General features: G+C 43.5%; 17 protein-coding genes. 12 read left to right on the top strand and 5 right to left on the bottom strand.

Going from position 1 to position 22,130, the window contains the following annotated elements; translation table 11 throughout:
• Nucleotides 1-79: 79 nt before the first annotated feature.
• Complete coding sequence (recN, locus tag DZ860_RS03835; RefSeq protein WP_120029609.1) at nt 80-1,744, bottom strand: DNA repair protein RecN; 1,665 nt, start codon at nt 1,742-1,744, stop codon at nt 80-82.
• A 118-nt stretch (nt 1,745-1,862) separates the two neighbouring features.
• Nucleotides 1,863-2,747: an NAD(+) kinase gene (gene nadK / locus DZ860_RS03830; RefSeq protein ID WP_120029608.1), complete on the bottom strand. Its 885-nt coding sequence runs from the start codon at nt 2,745-2,747 to the stop codon at nt 1,863-1,865.
• A 145-nt stretch (nt 2,748-2,892) separates the two neighbouring features.
• On the opposite strand from nadK, the gene grpE reads away from it, so the two are divergent.
• From grpE to dnaJ, 4 genes are all read left to right on the top strand, one after another.
• A complete protein-coding gene (gene grpE / locus DZ860_RS03825) occupies nt 2,893-3,498 on the top strand; it encodes a nucleotide exchange factor GrpE (protein ID WP_120029607.1) in 606 nt (201 codons plus the stop codon).
• Between the two features lie 404 nt (nt 3,499-3,902).
• Complete coding sequence (locus tag DZ860_RS03820; RefSeq protein ID WP_120029606.1) at nt 3,903-5,180, top strand: dicarboxylate/amino acid:cation symporter; 1,278 nt, start codon at nt 3,903-3,905, stop codon at nt 5,178-5,180.
• A 254-nt stretch (nt 5,181-5,434) separates the two neighbouring features.
• A complete protein-coding gene (gene dnaK / locus DZ860_RS03815) occupies nt 5,435-7,345 on the top strand; it encodes a molecular chaperone DnaK (RefSeq protein ID WP_120029605.1) in 1,911 nt (636 codons plus the stop codon).
• Nucleotides 7,346-7,634: 289 nt separating this feature from the next.
• Nucleotides 7,635-8,777, top strand: a complete 1,143-nt coding sequence (gene dnaJ, locus DZ860_RS03810; protein WP_120029604.1) for a molecular chaperone DnaJ — start codon at nt 7,635-7,637, stop codon at nt 8,775-8,777.
• A 199-nt stretch (nt 8,778-8,976) separates the two neighbouring features.
• Here dnaJ and DZ860_RS03805 read toward each other — a convergent pair whose 3' ends face one another.
• A complete protein-coding gene (locus tag DZ860_RS03805) occupies nt 8,977-9,408 on the bottom strand; it encodes a type IV pilin protein (RefSeq protein ID WP_120029603.1) in 432 nt (143 codons plus the stop codon).
• An 89-nt stretch (nt 9,409-9,497) separates the two neighbouring features.
• On the opposite strand from DZ860_RS03805, the gene DZ860_RS03800 reads away from it, so the two are divergent.
• From DZ860_RS03800 to tadA, 7 genes are all read left to right on the top strand, one after another.
• On the top strand, nt 9,498-10,022 hold the full coding sequence (locus tag DZ860_RS03800; protein WP_120029602.1) for a pilus assembly FimT family protein: 525 nt from the start codon (nt 9,498-9,500) through the stop codon (nt 10,020-10,022).
• Nucleotides 10,003-10,602 (top strand): PilW family protein, encoded by a 600-nt coding sequence (locus tag DZ860_RS03795; RefSeq protein WP_120029601.1) that lies wholly within the window; start codon nt 10,003-10,005, stop codon nt 10,600-10,602. Before DZ860_RS03800 ends, DZ860_RS03795 begins: the two co-directional genes overlap by 20 nt.
• Nucleotides 10,599-11,066: a hypothetical protein gene (locus DZ860_RS03790; protein ID WP_133305437.1), complete on the top strand. Its 468-nt coding sequence runs from the start codon at nt 10,599-10,601 to the stop codon at nt 11,064-11,066. The genes DZ860_RS03795 and DZ860_RS03790 overlap by 4 nt, the downstream gene beginning before the upstream one ends.
• Nucleotides 11,056-11,472: a type IV pilus modification PilV family protein gene (locus tag DZ860_RS03785; protein WP_120029599.1), complete on the top strand. Its 417-nt coding sequence runs from the start codon at nt 11,056-11,058 to the stop codon at nt 11,470-11,472. Before DZ860_RS03790 ends, DZ860_RS03785 begins: the two co-directional genes overlap by 11 nt.
• 270 nt (nt 11,473-11,742) lie before the next feature.
• Complete coding sequence (locus tag DZ860_RS03780; protein WP_120029598.1) at nt 11,743-13,302, top strand: AbgT family transporter; 1,560 nt, start codon at nt 11,743-11,745, stop codon at nt 13,300-13,302.
• A 137-nt stretch (nt 13,303-13,439) separates the two neighbouring features.
• On the top strand, nt 13,440-14,720 hold the full coding sequence (locus DZ860_RS03775; RefSeq protein ID WP_120029597.1) for a hemolysin family protein: 1,281 nt from the start codon (nt 13,440-13,442) through the stop codon (nt 14,718-14,720).
• Between the two features lie 84 nt (nt 14,721-14,804).
• Nucleotides 14,805-15,329, top strand: coding sequence for a tRNA adenosine(34) deaminase TadA (gene tadA / locus DZ860_RS03770; RefSeq protein WP_279386827.1), 525 nt, complete (start codon nt 14,805-14,807; stop codon nt 15,327-15,329).
• Nucleotides 15,330-15,435: 106 nt separating this feature from the next.
• Here tadA and DZ860_RS24370 read toward each other — a convergent pair whose 3' ends face one another.
• Together DZ860_RS24370 and mltF are read right to left on the bottom strand one after the other, a co-directional pair.
• Complete coding sequence (locus tag DZ860_RS24370) at nt 15,436-15,576, bottom strand: hypothetical protein (RefSeq protein WP_165862844.1); 141 nt, start codon at nt 15,574-15,576, stop codon at nt 15,436-15,438.
• Between the two features lie 477 nt (nt 15,577-16,053).
• On the bottom strand, nt 16,054-17,625 hold the full coding sequence (gene mltF / locus DZ860_RS03765) for a membrane-bound lytic murein transglycosylase MltF (RefSeq protein WP_120029596.1): 1,572 nt from the start codon (nt 17,623-17,625) through the stop codon (nt 16,054-16,056).
• Between the two features lie 293 nt (nt 17,626-17,918).
• Here mltF and purL point away from each other — a divergent pair, with 293 nt between their 5' ends.
• Nucleotides 17,919-21,845: a phosphoribosylformylglycinamidine synthase gene (gene purL, locus DZ860_RS03760; protein ID WP_120029595.1), complete on the top strand. Its 3,927-nt coding sequence runs from the start codon at nt 17,919-17,921 to the stop codon at nt 21,843-21,845.
• Nucleotides 21,846-22,130: the final 285 nt, after the last annotated feature.

Genomic DNA, 22,130 nt, shown 5'->3' with positions numbered 1-22,130 from the left:
AAAGTCGAGCCAAATTTTCGTACCCTAAATTTATTTTTCTGCAAAACGCATTGACTGGGTCAGTTTGGGCTGAGTGATTTTAAGCAGCTATCAGCAATTCACGAGCGTTAGCACGGGTTGACTCTGTGATTTCACTGCCGCCAAGAAGACGAGCAAGTTCAGAGACGCGCTGTTCTTTATCAAGCGTATGCATTTGTGTCTCTGTTTTTCCATTTTTAGTTTGTTTAGCAACGAACAATTGTTGGTGCCCACATCCGGCGACTTGAGGTAAGTGTGTCACGCACATCACTTGGGTTGATTCTCCCAACTTACGCAGCATTTTTCCGACAACAGCGGCCGTTGGTCCACTGATGCCGACGTCGACTTCATCGAAAATAAGACTCGGAGTATCAATTTTTTGAGCGGTGATCACTTGAATAGCTAATGAAATTCGTGAAAGTTCACCACCTGAAGCAACTTTTGCGATTGGCTGCATTGGTTGACCCGGGTTGGTTGAAACCACGAAACAAACCGTATCCATACCCAGTGGCGATGGGTGGCTATTTTGGTTGTTGATTTCAATACAAAATTGCGCTTTTTCCATACTGAGTTCATGCATGCTGTCTGTGATTAATTTATTCAGCTCTTTTGCGTATCGATTGCGCGATTTGCTGAGTTTTTCTGAGCGAGTGATAAATTGTTGGTATTTCACTTCGACCTCTTGCGCTATCTCGTCGAGGCGCTCATCAGAACAATCTAGAGCTTCAACCTGCGCCAATAGATCTTGATGGTGTTGGTATAGGTCATTGGGTATTACATGATGCTTTCGTGCGGTCGACATGACTTTCGAAAACCGTTCTTCAACATAGTTCATACGAGCAGGGTCGACATCGATATTGTCGAGGTAGTTACGTAGTTCGCTATTGGCTTCTTCAATTTGAATAATGGCTTCAGTTAGCATATTCGGTAGTTCAGCTAATTTATCATCAAGCTCAGCGAGTTGAATTAGAGATTGGCTTGCGGATTGTAAAATTCCAAGTGCATTAACGTCTTCGCCCTCATAAATGAGTTCGATAGCGTGCTGGCAGGTTTGTGCTAGTTCACCGCTATTGGATAAGCGTTTGTGTTCTTGATCTAGCTCTTCAAATTCATCTTCCCCTAATGCAAGATCGTTTAGTTCTTTGATTTGGTATTCAAGAAGTTGTTTTTGAGCTTGATTTTGGGAGCTGTTTTCACGAAGTTGCTTTAAGGCATTATCCGATTGTCGCCATTCTTGGTATGCATGACGAGTATTTTTTAATAAGTTTAAATGCCCGGCATACTGATCAAGCATTGCCATCTGATAGTCACTTTTCATCAGTTGGTGATGAGCGTGCTGACCGTGGATGTTGATCAAAAGTTGCCCAAGGTTTTTAAGCTGAGATAAGGGAACTGGACTACCATTGATAAAAGCGCGTGAGCGACCATCTTTGCCGATGGTACGACGTAAAATACACTCGTTGTTGTCGAGTAATTCGTTATCTTCCAACCAACGGGTTGCATGAATATTGTTTTCGAGTGAGAAAGCCGCACTAACTTCGGTTTTCTCTTCTCCTTGTCTTACCATGCTGGCTTCTGCACGGCCGCCTAAGCATAGACCGAGTGCATCTATCGCTATCGATTTACCGGCGCCTGTTTCACCGGTGATAGTGGTCATGCCTTTGGCAAGCTCCAACTGTAAAGATTTAACAATCGCAAAATTATTAACGCTTAGATGAGCCAGCATTTTTAGATACCTGTTTAAATGAACAATACTGTATATGTAGTCAGTATATACTGTTTCGATATACAGTAAAGTTGCACAGGTAAATTATTTTATTCAACAGATTGATTTGTGAGCAGAATCAAAACAGTTTGCTTGACCATCCGAGTTTATTTCTAAGTACATGATAGTAGCTATAATCTTTTGGGTGGATCAGTTTGAGCACATTCGGGCTTTGATAAATGTGGATTTCGTCGCCAGGTGAGACAGGAAGAGAAACCTGACCATCGCAACTGACTTCTTGTGTTCCACGGTTATCTGGCGAAACGACTAATTTAATTTTTCGCTTACTGTCCACCACTAAAGGGCGGCTTGAAAGTGTGTGTGGAAACATGGGTACGATTGAAATTGCATTTAGGCTTGGCGAAAGAATCGGCCCACCGCCAGAAAGTGAATAGGCAGTTGAACCGGTAGGGGTCGCAACAATAAGTCCGTCAGAACGCTGTGAAAATGCGAAACTTTCGTCGATATAAACTTCAAATTCGATCATGTGGGCGACCTGCCCAGGGTGAAGAACGGCTTCGTTTAGCGCGGCATTGTGGCTTTTAATTTGGCCATGTCGGTGAATTTCAGCCTCAAGCAAAAATCGTTCTTCTTCGATGTATTCGCCATTTAATACGGCTTGCAGAGAGGTTTTAAAATCTTCTGGATTGAGATCGGTTAAGAACCCAAGGTTGCCTCGATTGACACCAATGACAAAGATATTGAATCTGGACAAAATACGTGCGGCACCGAGCATGTTTCCATCACCTCCCACAACAATGGCGAGATCGGCATGTTGCCCTAGTGAGACTAAGCTGGCGAAATGGTCATCTGGAATATCGGACAATATGTCACGTAAACGATCATCAATGAAAACCCGATAGCCTTGTTCCATCAACCAAACATACAGCTCTTTGTGGGTCTGAATGGCTTGTTGATCTCGGGGTTTACCGATGATGGCGATCACTTCAAAAGGTTTTTTCATAGTTTTTCCGCACGAAATAGGCTTGAATCAATAATCTTCATCCCCATAATAATGGCAAGTTAGTAATTTATGCGAATTTTTATGTCTGCGGTCACCTATAAGCGTGATTCGTCGGAGGTATTTTGAGTTGAATTCAGGAGATATCATGAACAACGAAGAAAACAAGATCAAAGATGAAGAGCAAAAACAGCAGCCTGAAACTGTCGAGCAAGACGTTGAAGCGGTTGGTACTGATGCTGATATCGAATGGAATGAAGAGAACGCTCTAGATGAGCAAGAAGCGAAAATTGCTCAACTAGAAGCAGCTCTGCTTTCAAGCGAAGCTAAAATCAAAGACCAGCAAGATGCGGTTCTACGTGCGAAAGCAGAAGTAGAGAACATGCGCCGTCGTACTGAAAGTGAAATTGATAAAGCGCGTAAATACGCTCTGAACAAGTTTGCTGAAGAGTTGCTGCCAGTGATTGATAACTTAGAGCGTGCGATTCAGTCTGCAGATGTAGACAATGAAGTGATCAAGCCAATCATTGAAGGTGTAGAACTGACGCACAAAACATTTGTTGGTGCGGTTTCTAAGTTCGGTCTAAAAGAAATTAACCCGGAAGGTGAGCAGTTTAATCCTGAATTCCATCAAGCGATGTCTATTCAAGAAAGTGCTGATCACGACTCAAACACAGTTATGTTTGTGATGCAGAAAGGTTACGAGTTAAATGGACGTGTTATTCGCCCAGCAATGGTTATGGTTGCTAAATAATCGTTGAACTCAATTCGTAAAGTAACGCTCGCCAATTTAGGTGGGCGTTTTTTTGTACTGAATTTGAATCTACTGCTACGAAAATCATACTCATAACGTTGTGTATGCCTCACTGAGGGCGCGAAATATCCAGCGATTTTTTTCCATTATGTCACCTCTATATTTGTCCCACTATCTCTCCTATCTATTTTACGCCAAGGATTTGTAATCTAAATGATTTGGCGGGTTATTCTTCTAATTCACGCTTTGTTAGGTGAAAATTCCATTCGATTATAATTAACAATTCTATAAATAAGAACTCGAAAATGTAAATGAAATGTGTATTATTTGCTTCGTTCGCTAATTTATTTGGTGAATAAGTTGGTGTGAAAGTGAATGTGATACACAAAATTTGGAGTTATGAGATGGATAAATCACTCTCAAGTAAGATATTTATAGGTTTGTTTGCTGGTTTGTTGTTAGGAACTTCAATTCAGTACTTGTTTAGTGGCATCGCGATATTTGATGTTTATCTGTTAGGGGCAGCAGAGGGGGCAGGCGGAATGTTTGTTTCTCTGATTAAACTGTTAGTTGTGCCATTGGTTTACGTTTCTATCGTGTGTGGCATTGTCGAACTGAAAGACATTCGATCATTTGGTCGTTTAGGCGGAAAAACTTTTGCGTTATACATTTTCAATACCGTCATAGCGATTGTTGCAGCTCTAACTGTAGCGATGATTCTTCAACCCGGTGCAGGTGCTAACTTAGCGGGGACGATCTCAGAGTCCATTACGTTAAAGTCTACAGAGACACCGAATATCTTCGACATGGTGGTGAACATTGTCCCGAGTAATCCGGTTCAAGCCTTTGCTAACGGCGATATGTTGCAAATCATTTTTATGGCGATTTTAACAGGACTTGCCATTCAGGCTCTTGATTCTAAAGGCGGGCCGGCGATTCGTACTTTTAAAGTGGCCAACGAAATCATGATGAAGCTGATAGGCTTGGTGATGAGTTTGGCTCCATATGGTGTTTTTGCTCTTATGATTCAATTGGGTGCGACACTCAATGCGGGCACACTAGCGTCAGTCGCGGGTTATGTTGCGTTGGTCGTTTCGATGCTGGTTTTCTGGATTTTTGTGGTTTATCCAATCGCAGTGCAGTTATTTACTGGGATTTCAGCTCGAGAGTTTTCGCGTAAGACTCGTGAGCAGGTTCTTTTCTCTCTTTCAACCGCCAGTTCAAATGCGACTATTCCTGTCACGATGCGTACGCTGACAGACAAAATAGGCGTTTCAAAATCCGTTGCTGGTTTTGGTGTGCCGCTGGGCGCCACGATGAACATGGCCGGTGCTTCCATCTACATTGCGATCGCAGCGGTTTTTTGTGCCAACGCATTTGGCCAACCTATCGCTGTGACGGAGTTAGTGACGCTAGGCTTTACGGTTCTGCTTCTTTCTATCGGTGCTGGTGGTGTTCCTGGCGGAGGTGTGGTTATGGTGGGAGTGATACTTCACCAACTTGGCTTGCCACCAGAGGGCTTAGCGATTGTTGCCGCTGTTGACCGTATTAACGATATGTTTTGTACATCTTCGAATGTAGTAGGGGATACTGCAGTGAATACGATAGTGGCGAAATCCGAGGGGGAATTGGCCCAAGGAGAGCAGGGATACGATCGTGACTTAGTACAAACAACGAGTTAGGTTCTAAAACAGAATAAAAGTATGTTAAAGCGAGACCTTTGGGTCTCGTTTTCTAATTTATGACGTCGAAATACGGAAAAAACGGTTTTTTTTTGATTTTCCCCTTGAAAAGTCATTTGACGCCCTTATCTAAGGGGCATACGAGAAGCAAACATTGATTATTTTAGTTTGTAAGCAAGGGTTGAATCCCTATTCTCCACCCCCACATAGTGGGTATAACCAAACGAAATTAGAATTTATTCGGAGATAGCCTGATGGGTAGAATCATTGGTATTGACTTAGGTACTACTAACTCATGTGTTGCTGTATTAGACGGTGACAAACCTCGCGTAATCGAGAATGCTGAGGGTGAACGTACAACAGCATCAGTTATTGCTTACACAGACGGTGAAACATTGGTTGGTCAACCAGCGAAACGTCAAGCAGTAACAAACCCAACTAACACGCTATATGCAATTAAGCGTCTTATTGGTCGTCGCTTTGAAGACGAAGAAGTTCAGCGTGATATCGAAATCATGCCTTACAAAATTGTTAAAGCAGACAACGGTGATGCTTGGGTAGAAGCGAAAGGCCAAAAAATGGCAGCTCCTCAGGTTTCAGCTGAAATCTTGAAAAAAATGAAGAAAACTGCAGAAGACTTCCTAGGTGAGGAAGTAACTGGTGCAGTTATCACAGTTCCTGCTTACTTTAATGATGCACAACGCCAAGCAACAAAAGATGCTGGTCGTATCGCAGGTCTAGAAGTAAAACGTATTATCAACGAACCAACAGCAGCTGCGCTAGCTTACGGTCTTGATAAGAAAGGCGGCGATCGCACTATCGCAGTATACGACCTTGGTGGTGGTACATTCGATATCTCTATCATCGAAATCGATGAAGTTGAAGGCGAGAAAACATTCGAAGTTCTAGCAACTAATGGTGATACTCACCTTGGTGGTGAAGACTTTGATAGCCGTCTAATTAACTACCTAGTAGATGAGTTCAAAAAAGAGCAAGGTATCAACCTTAAAACTGATCCACTAGCAATGCAGCGTGTAAAAGAAGCAGCAGAAAAAGCGAAGATTGAGCTTTCTTCTACTACTCAAACAGACGTAAACCTACCTTACGTAACTGCAGATGCAACTGGTCCTAAGCACATGAACATCAAAGTGACTCGTGCTAAATTGGAATCTCTAGTTGAAGATCTAGTTCAACGTTCTCTTGAGCCACTAAAAGTTGCTCTAGCAGATGCTGATCTTTCTGTAAGCGACATCAACGACGTTATCCTAGTTGGTGGCCAAACTCGTATGCCAATGGTTCAAGCTAAAGTAGCTGAATTCTTCGGTAAAGAAGCTCGTCGCGACGTAAACCCTGATGAAGCAGTAGCAATGGGTGCTGCAGTTCAAGGTGGCGTACTAGCTGGTGAAGTAAAAGACGTTCTACTACTAGACGTTACTCCTCTGTCTCTAGGTATCGAGACTATGGGCGGCGTAATGACTAAGCTAGTTGAGAAGAATACGACTATCCCAACTAAAGCGAACCAAGTTTTCTCTACAGCAGAAGATAACCAAAACGCGGTAACTATCCACGTTCTACAAGGTGAGCGTAAGCAAGCGTCTTACAACAAGTCTCTAGGTCAATTTAACCTAGAAGGCATCCAAGCTGCACCACGTGGTATGCCACAAATCGAAGTAACTTTCGACCTAGATGCGGATGGTATCCTACACGTTTCAGCGAAAGACAAGCAGACTGGTAAAGAGCAGAAGATCACAATCCAAGCTTCAGGCGGTCTAAGCGATGAAGACATCGAGAAAATGGTTCAAGAAGCAGAAGCTAACAAAGAAGCGGACAAAAAGTTCGAAGAGCTAGCAACTGCACGTAACCAAGCTGACCAAATGATTCACGGTACTCGTAAGCAAATTGAAGAAGCGGGTGAAGCGCTTCCAGCAGACGAGAAAGAGAAGATTGAAGCAGCGATCTCTGAACTTGAAGTTGCTCGCAAAGGTGACGATAAAGAAGCGATTGATGCGAAAGTTCAAGCTCTAATGACTGCAGCTCAAAAGCTAATGGAAATCGCTCAACAGCAAGCACAAGCTCAACAGGGCGGTGAAGCTGGCGAACAACCTAAGCAAGACGACGATGTGGTAGACGCAGAGTTCGAAGAAGTTAAAGACGACAAAAAATAATTTTTCGTCGCTATAACACGTGATTTCTACGTCGAAAGTGCTCACTTACATCCGTAAGCTCCGTGCTTTCTCCTTGAACTAACGTGTTTTAGCTTAGAAAAGTCGTTTTTCGATTTCTAAATATACGGGCGTCAGAGGTAACTCTTACGCCCGTAAATTTGTATTTAGACTTGTCAATCTAGATAATAGCTTTATTCGGTATTCGAACCGGCAGAACTTTTATCTAGATTGATACACAGACTACTGATGCGATCATTCGGTAGTAGCAATTATTTTGGTGACCTAGAACATGTCAAAACGTGATTTTTACGAAGTATTAGGCGTTGGCCGCGATGCCTCTGAGCGCGATATCAAGAAGGCGTATAAGCGTCTAGCAATGAAATTTCACCCAGACCGAAATCAAGGTGATGAATCGGCAGCGGACAAGTTTAAAGAAGTAAAAGAAGCGTACGAAGTATTAACTGATTCGCAAAAGAAAGCCGCTTATGACCAATATGGTCATGCAGCCTTTGAACAAGGTGGTGGCGGTTTCGGCGGTGGCTTTGGCGGCGGCGGTGCTGACTTTGGCGATATTTTCGGTGATGTTTTTGGCGATATCTTTGGTGGTGGTCGTCGTGGTGGCGGTCAACGTGCACAACGTGGTGCCGATCTACGCTACAACATGGAATTAACGTTAGAAGAAGCCGTTCGCGGCGTTTCTAAAGAAATTGAAATTCCAACTTTAGTCCACTGTGATAGCTGTGATGGCAGCGGTGCGAAGAAAGGAACATCAGCAGATACTTGTGGTACTTGTCATGGCCATGGCCAAGTTCAAATGCGCCAAGGTTTCTTTGCTGTTCAGCAAGCTTGTCCTACCTGTCATGGTAAAGGGAAGATCATTAAAGAACCATGTAACTCTTGTCATGGTCAAGGTCGTAAGCAGAAGAATAAAACGCTTAACGTTAAAATCCCTGCGGGTGTTGATACGGGCGATCGTATCCGTCTATCTGGGGAAGGCGAAGCGGGTGATATGGGGGCACCAGCAGGTGATCTTTATGTTCAAGTTCATGTTAAAGAGCACCATATCTTTGAACGTGAAGGCAACAACCTATACTGTGAAGTACCAGTAAGCTTCGCGATGGCGGCACTGGGTGGTGAAGTTGAAGTTCCGACATTAGACGGTCGCGTTAGCTTGAAAGTACCATCAGAAACGCAAACTGGTCGTATGTTCCGTATGCGCGGTAAAGGCGTAAAAGGTGTTCGTGGCGGTGGTGTTGGTGACTTGATCGTTAAATTGGTGGTTGAAACTCCAGTTAACTTGAGCTCTCGCCAAAAAGAGTTACTAAAAGAATTTGAAGAGTCATGCGGTGGTGATGCGGCAACGAAGCATAAGCCGAAATCTGAAGGTTTCTTCAATGGCGTTAAAAAATTCTTCGACGACTTAACAAGTTAATATCGTCCACTTTAATCTGACGTTTGATTTTGAAAGCCTGCATTTATGCAGGCTTTTTTGTTTATTAGGACTTCTTAGAGCTTAGAGCTTAGAGATTAGTTGTTTAGTTAGAGATTAGTTGTTTAGATCGCAGTGACTTAAAATTTTAGATCTTAGTTATCTGGAAACGAATGATCGCTTAAGGTTCGTGGGTATCTTTTTAATTCCAGCATGGGCTTGGGGAAGTCTCGTTGTGGACATTGAGCGTCATTTTTTTGTCTTGCTCTAAGCAAGTGTCCTCGCTTTGCGCCTTGTTGGGAAGGGCGGTGACGGTAATTTTGTAAGCCATATGCGCCGAACTTGAAATAGAAAAAGAGAACCTTTCTCTGTCTGAATCACAGATAGTGCAAATGCCGGCTGAGACAAGAGTATTCCAGTCATAACGACGATGGTAGTTGTGCTCAAGCTGAAGTTGCAGCTTTAACATATCCGTTTGAGCGACAGTTCGGTGAGATCTTAAAATGTATTGAGTGATGTTTGGGTAAGAGAAAAGAGTTAATAGCGTAATTAGCACAGTAACAAGTAATAATTCGATTAACGTCATACCAAATACGCTTTTATTTTTTCGGTTACATTTAAATCTTCGAATCATAACGAGTTGTTCCTTTCTTAATACTCCACTCATTTTTGGTAGGTGTTAGCATTCTGGCAAGTTTGATTTAGCGCGTGAGGGGGTATTACATGAAAAAGTGGGAAACACTTCGTGGGTTTTCATTACTTGAATTGGTAGTCACTTTTTCTGTGTTGGTTGGGGTGTTTCTTGCCGTGATTCCAAGTTTTATTCGAGTCATTGAAACCGGTGAGATGAAGCGGTTAGCAACGGAAATAAAGGGATTTATTAGCTACGCCAAGTCGCAAGCGGTGCAAAATAATCAGACATTGTATGCCCACCTTACGTTTTTGAAAGATATAGATTATACCAAGTCAGATTGGATCATTACTTTAACGGATTCAGATGTTGTTGGAATGGGAAAGACAATCAGTGTCTTGACTGGGAGTAGTTTTGAGAACGTGACTGTTCGGCACTCCTATACATCGGATCAGATTTCTTTCGATGGCGTTCGTGGGCGGGCTAAGTCGGGATCATTCCACTTTTTCCCCTCAGGAAATAGCAGTAAAAAATTGGAGTTGAGAACATCTAACCCTCCAGGGAGAGTTAAGATTTGCGGGTCGCAGAAGGCATTGTATGGCTATAAAAGGTGTTAACCTGCCTCGCTTTCAAGGTGGAGCAATGTTAGTTGAGGTTCTGATCGCATCGGTACTGGGTTTGACCGTGATTGGAATGATCGTTGGTATTTTTCTATCAGGTTATCGGATAGCCAGTAACCGAACTTTAGAACTGCTGACATTGCAAAATTTAACGATAACCACGCAAATGATGCGATCTGATATTCAAAGGGCAGGTTATTCTGGAGGGCTAGGTCATTCCTTAACGCTACTAGATGAAAGTGAAATAATCGCTGTCAGTGGATCGAGTATTGGATTTGTCTATTTTGATCCTCATTCAGCTTTGTTTCAGCATGTGAAATACAAACTGTTAGGTAATCAACTTTACACCTGCGAAAAAAAATCGGCAGCCATCCAGTCATTTTCAAGCTTATCTCGTTGCCATCATCTGTTTGATCAAAACATGCTTGTTGTTCCCTCTTTTGCTGTATCCACCGTCCCTTTATCTAGCAGCTCAGCTCAAAGTGCGATGATTCATTTCTACTTAGAAGCAGAATTGCGTGATGGTCGTTTTAATCATTCGGTTTCAATGAGTGTTAAGCAAAGGAACTGGCAGTGAGTAGGGCAAGAAACTCGCCGATTCATAAGGCAATGTATCGATATGAACGGAAACCTGAGGGATTCGCCGTTTTGACGATGAGTACCATTTTACTCGTGGTGTCATTGGCGTATTCACTCAGTGCTTACCGAGGCGTTTTCTATCAAATTAAAGTGGCGAAAAATGAGATACAAGCGAGGCAAGATCATTGGCAAGCAGAGGGTGGGTTGGAGTGTGGTTTTAGTTTTATGGTTAATAACCATGAAAGCGTCATTCCGAACAACCTGAATACGGCTTGTCAGTGGTTAGAATTACAGTCATTGGGAGAAAGCCCATCTGAGCCCAATGTACTGCAAGCAACATCAGGCTCGGTCAAAATCACCAAAGAAATTGAGTTTTTAATTGGGGGAGGTGGTGGTGTGACGAATCCACGCTCTCCAAGCTTAAATATAAAATGGAAGCAAGGATCGTGGAATGATCAATAAGCAACGAGGAATCGCGTTGATTGAAGTTATGGTGGCTTTTGTGATTCTTGGGGTAGCGGCTTTGAGTTTAATTAAGCTACAAACCTATGTAGAGCAGAAAGCGGATTTTGCTCAAAAGAGCATTGAGGCGTTGCACCTGGCTGAGTCTCAACTCGAATGGTTTCGCCAGCGAGGATTCTCTTCTCCTACTTATCCGTACCTCTTAGTTAATGTCCATACAGATTGTAATGCAATGATTAAGCAGCCTATTACACGAGCGATTCAATTGACCTGTACGGCGCTGCTTTTTTCTTCCCATTCTCTTGCTGCGATTGAAATTAAAGCGTACTGGCTTGACCGATTGAATGTTGAACAGGAAGTGGGGTTGAAGACCATGCTTTCTGCTTTCAGCGAGTTTGATATCTAACTCAGTATATAAAGGACGCTTTGTCCGTTCGATGCCAATTTGAGGGTAGGTTTCATTTAGGTGTATTAATTGTTTTTATTAGTAGATCTGTTCTGTTGGTTTTTTGTTATTACTCATTGGTGGTTTTGCAAAATATGTCACTAACAATGCAAATTCATGCAGAATGTTGTGCTTTCCCATTCGCTTTTGAATAAAATGCTCAGTCGAATATGGACCCTTATAATTATTAAACTTGGTCCACGACAACAACATCACATTATGGAGTTACCTATGAGTAACCAAGCTGTCAAACAGACGCCTCCCACTAAGCCGAGTGGTATGGATCGTTTCTTAAACGCTATTGAACGCGCCGGCAACAAAATTCCAGATCCAGCAATTTTGTTCTTCTGGGCTCTCGTTATTACTTGGGTGCTATCTGCGCTTTTATCTAACGTATCGTTCGACCTTGTTAACCCTCGCACCGGTGAAGCACTTTCTGTGACTAACCTTTTGACCGGTGAAGCTCTAGCTAGCTTTCTAGCGAATATGGTAACAACGTTCACAGGTTTTGCTCCACTAGGTATCGTATTGGTTGCGATGCTAGGTGTTGGTGTAGCGGATTCTTCAGGCTTTATTACTACTGGCCTTAAGAAAATGCTGAACTTCACACCTGCGAAACTATTAACGCCAATGCTGATTCTGGTTGCGATCGTATCACACACAGCAGCTGATGCGGGTTACGTATTGGTAATCCCTCTTGGTGGTATCATCTTCCACGCAGCGGGTCGTCACCCTCTTGCGGGTATTGCAGCAGCATTTGCTGGTGTATCTGGTGGTTTCTCTGCAAACTTTATCCCATCTGGTATCGACCCATTATTGGCAAGCTTCACGCAATCTGCCGCTCAAGTTTTAGATCCAGAGTACATTGTTAACCCACTAGCGAACATTTACTTCACTGGTTTGTCTTCAGCAGTAATCATCTGTATCGGTTGGTACGTGACTGAGAAAATCATTGAACCACGTCTAGCGAACATGCCTGTTGATGCAGACGCAGAAAGTGCACCAGATCTAGGTACATTTACTGAGATTGAATCAAAAGCATTCCGCGCTGCGGGTTGGGCGATGGTAGCGGGTATCGCACTATTGGTTGCGGCTCTGATTCCAGAAACGTCAGCATTGCGTTCTCCTGAGGGTGAAATTACATCATTTAATGCACCAGTAATGAAGTCGATTGTTCCGCTGATCTTCATCTTGTTCATTATCCCAGGTTACGTATACGGTAAAGTTGCTGGCACGTTTAAAACAAGCAACGACATCATTAAAGCAATGGCGACAACAATGTCGACCATGGGCGCTTACATTGTAATGTCGTTCTTCTGTGCACAGTTCCTATCGGTATTTGCTCAGTCAAACATCGGTACTATGCTTGCGCTGTACGGTGCTGAAGGTCTGAAAGCGATGAACCTACCAGGTGAAGCAACGATCGTTGGTATGATTCTACTAACAGCATCTGTAAACCTTCTAATCGGTTCTTCTTCAGCGAAATGGGCTCTGATTGGTCCTATCCTAGTTCCTATGCTAATGGCTGTTGGTATCTCTCCTGAGCTATCTCAAGCAGCTTACCGTGTAGGTGACTCGGTATCGAACATCATTTCTCCACTGATGGTATTCTTCCCACTTGTTGTGGTTTACTGTCAACGTTACGTTAAGTCGACTGGTATCGGTACGCTAGCATCAATGATGATGCCATTCTCTATCGCAATGCTAATTGGTTGGTCAATCTTCCTAATCGCATACTGGATGATTGGTATTCCTCTAGGTATCCAAGCGCCATACACTTACTCAATGTAAGTAACGACTAGATGTAATAGATACAAATGCTTACAAGCCTACCCTATTGGGTAGGCTTTTTTTTATTTGCGACACGTATTACACTCTGCCCAGCGGTTGTATTGTTACCGTAATCAATTAGGAAAAAATAACCATCTATGAAAATTCTGCTTTTAGTAGGGTTAATTGTTTTAAACGGTCTATTTGCGATGTCTGAAATCGCATTAGTCGCAGCCAAAAATAGTCGACTTAAACGCTTAGCTGAAAAGCATCGTGCCGCTCAAGTTGCACTAGAACTTAAAGAAAATCCCACTCGTTTCCTCTCTACCATTCAAATTGGTATTACCGTTATTGGTCTACTAAGCGGCATTGTTGGTGAAGCAACGTTATCCGTTCCTCTTGCTGCGCAATTGGAAGTTTGGGGCTTAGATGCCACTCAAGCAAATATTCTCTCTACCGCAGTTGTGGTGGTGGGTATTACCTATTTTGCCATTGTTATTGGCGAGCTTGTGCCTAAACGATTTGCTCAATCACAAGCTGAAACGATCGCAGTCTTAGTCGCGTTGCCTATTTACTGGCTTTCAAAGATTACGACACCATTCGTCTTTGCACTTTCGGCATCAACGGAAGGCATTTTAAAATTGCTTGGACGTGGTAATCATGAAGATAGTGTGACGGAAGATGATATTCATGCCTTAGTCAAAGAGGGCTCTGAGTCAGGTGTGATTGAGCGCGGTGAACAAGAGATGATCCGCAACATTTTGCAACTTGATGATCGCTTGGTTGGTTCTTTAATGACGCCACGCCGTGATATCGATTTTCTGGATATCGACCAACCAATTGAGCACTTTCTAAAACGCATTCGCTCAACTAAGCACAGTGTCTTCCCACTTTGCCAAGGGCACATGAATAAGATTGTCGGTACAGTATCGGCCAAAGCGCTTTTGAACCAAGCGAACAATCTCAGTATGCAAGTGATTATGGGGTTGTCTAAAGCGCCGGTTTATATCCCCGAATCGATGAAAGGTTTACGGTTACTGACGTACTTCAAAGAATCAGGAACCGAGATGGCGTTTATCGTCGATGAATATGGTGATGTGCAGGGGCTTGTTACCCATTACGATGTGTTGGAAGCGATTGCTGGTGAACTATCGAATAACCCGAACGAATTATGGGCTGAAGAAGTAGAAGATGGCTTGGTTATTGATGGTTTAATCCCAATCAGTGAACTGAAAAATCGCTTGGAGCTTTCTGAAATGGATGGGGAAAGTGAAGGCTTTCAAACTTTAAATGGTTGGGTGACATGGTCAATGGGGCGTTTGCCTGAAGAGGGTGAAAGTATTGACTGTCAGCAGTGGCATTTTGAAGTTATTTCGGTCGAAAATAACCGCATCGTCAGTGTTAAAGCAACTCCAATCGTGCAGGAACTCAGCGAGTAACCTACGGCGTGTTGTTCATTTTGGTTAAGATTAGGTATGCTTCGCTGCATACCTATTTTTTTGCTTTTTGTTTAGGAGCGAACCTTGTCTCATCCCCAGTCTCAATTTACTGAACAAGATGAAATATTCATGCGCCGCGCGATGGCGTTGGCAGAACAGGCTGAACAAGAGGGGGAAGTCCCCGTTGGTGCTGTTTTGGTCAAAGATGGCCATATTATTGCTGAGGGGTGGAATCAATCAATTGGTCAACATGATGCGACAGCTCACGCTGAAATTCAGACGTTACGTAAAGCAGGGCAAGAATTAGAGAACTATCGATTACTCGATACGACCTTATATGTCACCCTTGAGCCTTGTCCAATGTGTGCAGGGGCTTTATTGCATAGCCGTGTAAAACGTGTTGTTTATGGCGCCCCAGATTTAAAGGCTGGAGCAGCAGGAACGGTACTGAATTTATTTGATAGCCAAGCTTCTTATCACTATGCGGTGATAGAGAGTGGTTTGTTGGTTGATGAATGTCGAACTCAGCTACAAGCGTTTTTTAAACGCCGTCGTAAAGAGATAAAAGCACAAAGGGATTTGAACACTGCCGCTCAAGAGAAGCGATAAGCTGATAGGAAAATGATCGACGAGTTTAGGCGGTCTAATTTTCAGCGCAGATTGCTAGCAAACATCTGTATAGTCAGATGTTTGCTCATTCAGAACTTATGTAGCATTAATTAGCAGAATTATGTAACTGAGTGAATGCTCGATGGCGACCCATCACTTTTTTCTTATTGTTATAGATCTTACGCTTGCGTCGGTTCGCTGAAACCGTTTTTGTTAAGCGTTTAGATTGTAATCGACGTCTTCGCATAAAATAACCTCCAATTATACGAAAAATACCTATGGCAAAACTGCCACTACCATAAATCTCATCTCGCTATTTTTACCTCGAGCGCGACAGTGCACCGCCCAATGGCAATTGACTCTTTTACAAAAAGTGAAAAGTGCGAGGTATTAGTGTCAGCAAAGATATTACTGAATCCATGAGCCCATCAGCATGTAAAAATCATGCGCGATGTTGGTCAATGATCGCAATTTTTATGAATATACGAATGATGACAAATAGTGTGATGAAACAAATCTTAGTGGTTCAATATATATGGGTTGTACACAATATTTTCAAGGGGAATAGTGCGCTTAATAAGATGGTATTCTGTAATATTTGATCGACAGCACTGTTTTCTTTTATGAGTGCTAATTATGAGCACCTAGAAAGCAAAAGGAGCTCCTATCGTAGGTGCTCCTTTTCATTACCATCAGGTAATTTTCTTATTCGGATTGGTTAAGTTTAAGGTTGCGTAGTCGCAGAACTTGAAACTGCAGCAGAAGCTTTTTCCTCACTTGGTTTTGCGCCTGATTGTGTTGTCGGTAGAGCCGATGATGCAGCTCCTGATAACGCTTCAGGTACTTGGATAACCGTCAATTCTTCTATATTGACTTCACCCTCGTCTGGCGCTTGTTGCTCAACATGGCCAATGATACTTTGATAATAGCGACGTATGTTTTCAACGTAATTTTTCGCTTCATCACCTCGGGCATACCCGTAGCGAGTTTGTGAGTAGTATTTTTTCTGGCGCAGTAAAGGAAGGCGATCTTTAACATCAGCCCAAGAATCTGGGTTCGCCCCTTGTTTCTTGGTTAAACGGCGCGCATCCATTAAATGTCCGTAACCGACATTATATGAAGCCAGCGCAAACCAAATCTTCTCATGCTCATCGACAGAGTCTGGAATTCGAGCCACCATGCGTCGTAAATACTCAACCCCACCTTTGACCGACTGTTCAGGGTCGAGACGATTGGTTACGCCAACACTTTTTGCGGTTGGCAGTGTTAGCATCATCATGCCACGTACACCGGTTGGTGATTTAGCATAAGGATTCCAGTGAGATTCTTGGTAACCTAAAGCGGCCACCAAACGCCAGTCAAACTCTTCTGAGTACTCTTTAAATAAAGGAGACCATTTTGGTAGCTTGCTATCGAGTGCACGGATAAATGCGCGGGTATCAACATAATCAAAGCTGCCAATGTGACCAATATATTTTTCCTCAAGTGACGCTAATTGCCCAGACTGTTTTAGGTTGCCAAAAAATTCAATCACTAAAGCGTAAAGGCTTTCATCTTCAGATTGGCGAAGGAACCATGAAATAGGTTGGTCTTCGGTTAATTCAAACGCTAAAGCAATATCAGGGTAGACGCGTTGAGATAGGGATACTTCAATCGAGTCAGCGACTGTAAAGCGCACTTTTCCCTCAGAAACCAACTTCAGCAGATCGTGGACATCGGCATCATCTTCTACGCTGTATTGAAACTCAGGGTATTGATTTTGGATGTTTCTCAGAGTTTGTGTGATATGTGAATCACTGACGATAGTTACAACGGGCTTACCATCATTCTCTTTGATCAATTCAGCTTCTCTGTCGACTAGCTGTTTTACGTTTCTAGGGCGCCATTGTCCTTTTTTATACACCATTTGTTGGCTTACATAATAGTAAGCTGGCCCTGCTCGGAATCGGCGAACGCGCTCTGCGGATTGAGTTAACCCCGCCGCAATAATATCAATCTCTCCCTTTTCTAAGGCAGGATAGAGGCTTGAAATACGATAAGCTGGCTTCATTTCTAAGCGTACGCCGAGTTGATCGGCAAATTCGCGCGCAATCTCATAGTCCAACCCTGCTGGTCCATCAGGACCAATATAGTAGGAGAGTTGGTTGTTCAACGTGCCAACACGTAGCACTCCGCGCTCGCGGATTTGTTCTAAATCGCTTTTTGGCTCTGACTCAATTTGACAACCCAACAATAAAAAAGAGGTCGTCAGCAGTAGGAAAAAGGATTTGAATCGGTTGAGATAATAGTTATTCATGTTTAAGAGTCTCATGCATCTGTACGGCATTTATAACAGAGTGAGGTGACAAGGCAAGATCACAATAAAATCAACGCGACTACCACATAGATTTTTTCACATTGTTGCTGTATTTCAAATTTGACGAAAAAAATGACGCAAACGTTTGCATTTGCTGTTACATCACAAAAATAAATGCTTTATAATGCGCTCAAAGCAAGGAGGTAAGATTGGTATGAGTTTGATGTTTTTTAATTAAACATTTGAATTTATTGCAATATTACCTTAACCAATTGCAGAAGAGACCTAAGCACATGAGAATTTTGCGTGGCTCCCCAGCTCTATCAGAGTTTCGTACTAACAAACTACTTGAACTTTGCCGTGAACAACATTTGCCTGTTAAAGGTGTTTACGCTGAGTTCATGCACTTTGCTGATCTTAAGTCGGAGCTAGATGCTCTAGAGCTTGAAAAGTTAGAGAAACTGCTGACTTACGGCCCAACCATTGAAGAGCATAAGCCAGAAGGCTTGCTTCTGCTAGTGACGCCACGCCCGGGTACGATCTCGCCTTGGTCTTCTAAATCAACTGATATCGCAAAAAACTGTGGTCTAGACAAAGTGAAGCGCTTAGAGCGTGGTACGGCGTATTACGTTGAACTGGCTTCGGAGTTAACGTCTGAACAGTTAGTCTTACTGAAAGCTCTAATCCATGATCGCATGATGGAAGTTGTGATAACTGATGTTGAGACTGCTTCTGCATTGTTTAATGTCGCTGAACCTGCTCCTGTTGCAGATGTCGATCTTCTTGCTGGTGGACGAAAAGCGCTTGAAAAAGCAAACGTTACCCTAGGCCTTGCTTTGGCTGAAGATGAGATTGATTACCTACTAGAAAGCTTTGTTACTAAGCTTGAACGCAATCCAACTGATATTGAATTGATGATGTTTGCTCAAGCGAACTCAGAGCACTGCCGCCACAAAATTTTCAATGCTGATTGGACTATTGATGGCATCAAGCAAGATAAGTCATTGTTTAAAATGATTAAAAACACCTTTGAAGTTACGCCAGATCATGTGTTGTCAGCTTATAAAGACAACGCAGCGGTGATGGTTGGTTCTGAGGTGGGGCGTTTCTTCCCTAATCCTGAAACTCGTCAGTATGGTTACAGCCAAGAAAAAACGCACATTCTGATGAAAGTCGAAACGCACAACCATCCAACGGCTATTTCTCCATGGCCAGGTGCTTCAACGGGTTCTGGTGGTGAGATCCGAGATGAGGGTGCAACGGGTATTGGTGGTAAACCAAAAGCGGGTCTTGTCGGTTTTACAACATCAAACTTACGTATTCCTGGTTTTGAGCAACCTTGGGAAACCGATTTTGGTAAACCAGGTCGTATCGTTACCGCACTTGATATTATGTTAGATGGTCCATTAGGTGGCGCTGCATTTAATAATGAATTCGGTCGTCCAAATTTATTGGGTTATTTCCGTACGTACGAAGAGAAAGTGAATTCTCACGCAGGTGAAGAAGTTCGTGGTTACCACAAGCCAATAATGATTGCTGGTGGTATGGGGAATATTCGTGATGAACACGTTCAAAAGAAAGAGATCCCAGTTGGTGCTAGCCTAATCGTTCTTGGTGGGCCAGCGATGAATATCGGCCTGGGTGGCGGTGCCGCTTCTTCAATGGCTTCTGGACAATCAGCTGAAGATTTAGATTTCGCTTCAGTTCAACGTGAAAACCCAGAGATGGAGCGTCGTTGTCAGGAAGTTATAGACCGTTGCTGGCAATTAGGTGATGCAAACCCAATTGCATTTATCCACGATGTGGGTGCGGGTGGTATCTCTAATGCGCTTCCTGAACTTGTTGATGATGGCGAACGTGGTGGTATTTTCCAGTTACGTGACGTACCTAATGATGAGCCGGGCATGAGCCCTCTTGAAATATGGTGTAATGAGTCGCAAGAGCGTTATGTTATGGCCGTTGCGCCAGAACATATGGCGACATTTGATGCAATTTGTAAGCGTGAACGAGCACCGTATGCTGTAGTTGGTGTCGCTACAGAAGAACGCGAATTGAAACTACAAGATTCACATTTCGACAATACGCCTATTGATATGCCGATGGATATCTTATTAGGTAAAACACCGAAGATGCACCGCGATGCAACGACGTTAAAAGTTAATAACCCAGCAATGGATTGCAGTGGCATTGAACTAAACGATGCTATTGAGCGCGTATTGCGTCTGCCAACGGTTGCAGAAAAAACATTCCTTATCACCATCGGTGATCGTTCTGTGACAGGTCTTGTTGCTCGTGACCAAATGGTAGGTCCATGGCAGGTGCCAGTCGCTAACTGTGCGGTAACTGCGGCTAGCTATGATACTTATCATGGTGAAGCTATGTCGATGGGCGAACGCACCCCAGTGGCTCTGCTTGATTTTGGTGCATCGGCGCGTTTAGCGGTTGGTGAAGCCATCACGAACATTGCTGCAACAAACATTGGTGATATTAAACATATCAAACTCTCGGCGAACTGGATGTCTCCTGCCGGTCACCCCGGTGAAGATGCTGGCCTTTATGAAGCAGTAAAAGCCGTCGGTGAAGAGCTATGTCCAGCTCTAGGGCTAACAATCCCAGTTGGTAAAGACTCCATGTCGATGAAAACCAAATGGGAAGAGAATGGTGAACAAAAAGAAGTGACTTCGCCGCTCTCTCTTGTTATTACGGCATTTGCTCGTATTGAGGATGTTCGTAAGACAGTGACGCCTCAGCTAAGAACTGATAAAGGGGACACTAGCCTTGTTCTTATCGATCTAGGTAATGGTAAGAATCGCCTAGGTGCGACAGCTCTAGCTCAAGTTTACAAACAGCTTGGTGATAAGCCGGCGGATGTCGACAGTCCAGAGCAGTTAAAAGGCTTCTATGAATCGATTCAAACCCTAGTGGCTAAGGACCAAGTGATTGCTTACCACGATAAAGGCGATGGCGGCCTATTTGTCACGCTGGCAGAGATGGCATTTGCTGGTCACTGTGGTGTTCATGCCGATATTGCTGAATTGATTTCTTCTGATAATGGTAACGGCTCATTAGCTGCGCTATTTAATGAAGAGTTGGGCGCGGTGATTCAGGTACGAAATGAAGATTTAGATGCGGTACTGTCAACACTTGCAGTCAATGGTCTTGAAGCATGTTCGCATGTCATAGGTAGAGTTGAAGATTCCAATGAAATCATCATTAAATCCGGTGATACAGTAGTGCTAGAGCGTAACCGTACTGAGTTACGTACGATTTGGGCTGAAACAACGCATAAGATGCAATCTCTGCGTGATAACCCAGCATGTGCTGATCAAGAGCATCAAGCAAAAGCGGATAACTCAGATCCGGGCTTAAACGCTAAATTAAGCTTTGATGTTCATGAAGACATTGCGGCGCCTTACATCGCTGCAGCGATGGTAAACACTGGCGCGAAACCTAAGATGGCTATCTTACGTGAGCAAGGTGTTAACTCTCATGTTGAAATGGCAGCTGCATTTGACCGAGCTGGTTTTGAAGCGACAGATATCCATATGAGCGATATTTTAACGGGTCAAGCAGTGTTAGAAGAGTATAACGGCCTTGTCGCTTGTGGCGGCTTCTCTTACGGAGACGTGCTAGGTGCCGGTGAGGGGTGGGCGAAGTCTATTCTGTTCAACGAACAAGCACGTGACCAGTTTGAAGGTTTCTTTAAACGTCAAGATACGTTCTCTTTAGGTGTGTGTAACGGTTGCCAGATGCTGTCGAATCTGCGAGAACTCATCCCTGGTGCAGAATATTGGCCACGATTCGTGCGCAACGAATCTGAACGTTTTGAGGCGCGTTTTAGCTTGGTTGAAGTTCAAAAATCGGATTCGGTTTTCTTCAATGGTATGCAAGGTTCACGTATGCCTATCGCCGTTTCTCACGGTGAAGGCCGAGTGGAAGTACGCAATAGTGAACACCTTAATGCGATTGAAGCATCAGGTACTGTCGCATTGCGTTATGTTGATAACCAAGGTAATCCGACTCAGCAATACCCGAACAACCCAAATGGTTCGCCAAATGCCATTACCGGTTTAACGACCACTGATGGTCGCGTTACTATCATGATGCCGCATCCAGAACGAGTGTTCCGTACGGTTGCGAACTCATGGGCTCCTGAAGGTTGGGGGGAAAATGGCCCTTGGATGCGTATGTTCCAAAATGCGCGTAAACATCTCGGTTAGTCAAACGATAACACCTCATGATATTTGCCGATAGGTGAGTCGAAGTGAGATAAGCCGCCTGAGCTAACGTTTGGGCGGTTTTTGTTTTACAGCCATAAATAAAAAACCTCATTTTCGCTAAAAAAAGTACAGCAAAAATGATTCATTTGTGCTCTAATACCGCGCTTGCCAAGGGATGGCATACAATCCTCAACGCACGTTGACCTATCCCTTAATACCAATATGGATAAGCTGTAGTTAGGGTGTTATTCAGAAAATCGCGGTAATCATGGCGGAGAACAAGTC

The organism is Vibrio sinensis (assembly GCF_003605645.1).
Classification (GTDB): Bacteria; Pseudomonadota; Gammaproteobacteria; order Enterobacterales; family Vibrionaceae; genus Vibrio; species Vibrio sinensis.
This window is presented reverse-complemented; position numbering and strand designations above follow the sequence as displayed.

Bases quoted from the DNA above. Each gene is read 5' to 3' on its own strand.
- DZ860_RS03785 (WP_120029599.1), top strand. From the start codon at position 11,056: ATGATCAATAAGCAACGAGGAATCGCGTTGATTGAAGTTATGGTGGCT.
- DZ860_RS03800 (WP_120029602.1), top strand. From the start codon at position 9,498: ATGAAAAAGTGGGAAACACTTCGTGGGTTTTCATTACTTGAATTGGTA.
- dnaJ (WP_120029604.1), top strand. From the start codon at position 7,635: ATGTCAAAACGTGATTTTTACGAAGTATTAGGCGTTGGCCGCGATGCC.
- DZ860_RS03820 (WP_120029606.1), top strand. From the start codon at position 3,903: ATGGATAAATCACTCTCAAGTAAGATATTTATAGGTTTGTTTGCTGGT.
- grpE (WP_120029607.1), top strand. From the start codon at position 2,893: ATGAACAACGAAGAAAACAAGATCAAAGATGAAGAGCAAAAACAGCAG.
- recN (WP_120029609.1), bottom strand. From the start codon at position 1,744: ATGCTGGCTCATCTAAGCGTTAATAATTTTGCGATTGTTAAATCTTTA.
- mltF (WP_120029596.1), bottom strand. From the start codon at position 17,625: ATGAATAACTATTATCTCAACCGATTCAAATCCTTTTTCCTACTGCTG.
- dnaK (WP_120029605.1), top strand. From the start codon at position 5,435: ATGGGTAGAATCATTGGTATTGACTTAGGTACTACTAACTCATGTGTT.
- DZ860_RS03805 (WP_120029603.1), bottom strand. From the start codon at position 9,408: ATGATTCGAAGATTTAAATGTAACCGAAAAAATAAAAGCGTATTTGGT.
- DZ860_RS03780 (WP_120029598.1), top strand. From the start codon at position 11,743: ATGAGTAACCAAGCTGTCAAACAGACGCCTCCCACTAAGCCGAGTGGT.
- DZ860_RS03795 (WP_120029601.1), top strand. From the start codon at position 10,003: ATGGCTATAAAAGGTGTTAACCTGCCTCGCTTTCAAGGTGGAGCAATG.
- DZ860_RS24370 (WP_165862844.1), bottom strand. From the start codon at position 15,576: ATGCGAAGACGTCGATTACAATCTAAACGCTTAACAAAAACGGTTTCA.
- nadK (WP_120029608.1), bottom strand. From the start codon at position 2,747: ATGAAAAAACCTTTTGAAGTGATCGCCATCATCGGTAAACCCCGAGAT.
- DZ860_RS03775 (WP_120029597.1), top strand. From the start codon at position 13,440: ATGAAAATTCTGCTTTTAGTAGGGTTAATTGTTTTAAACGGTCTATTT.
- purL (WP_120029595.1), top strand. From the start codon at position 17,919: ATGAGAATTTTGCGTGGCTCCCCAGCTCTATCAGAGTTTCGTACTAAC.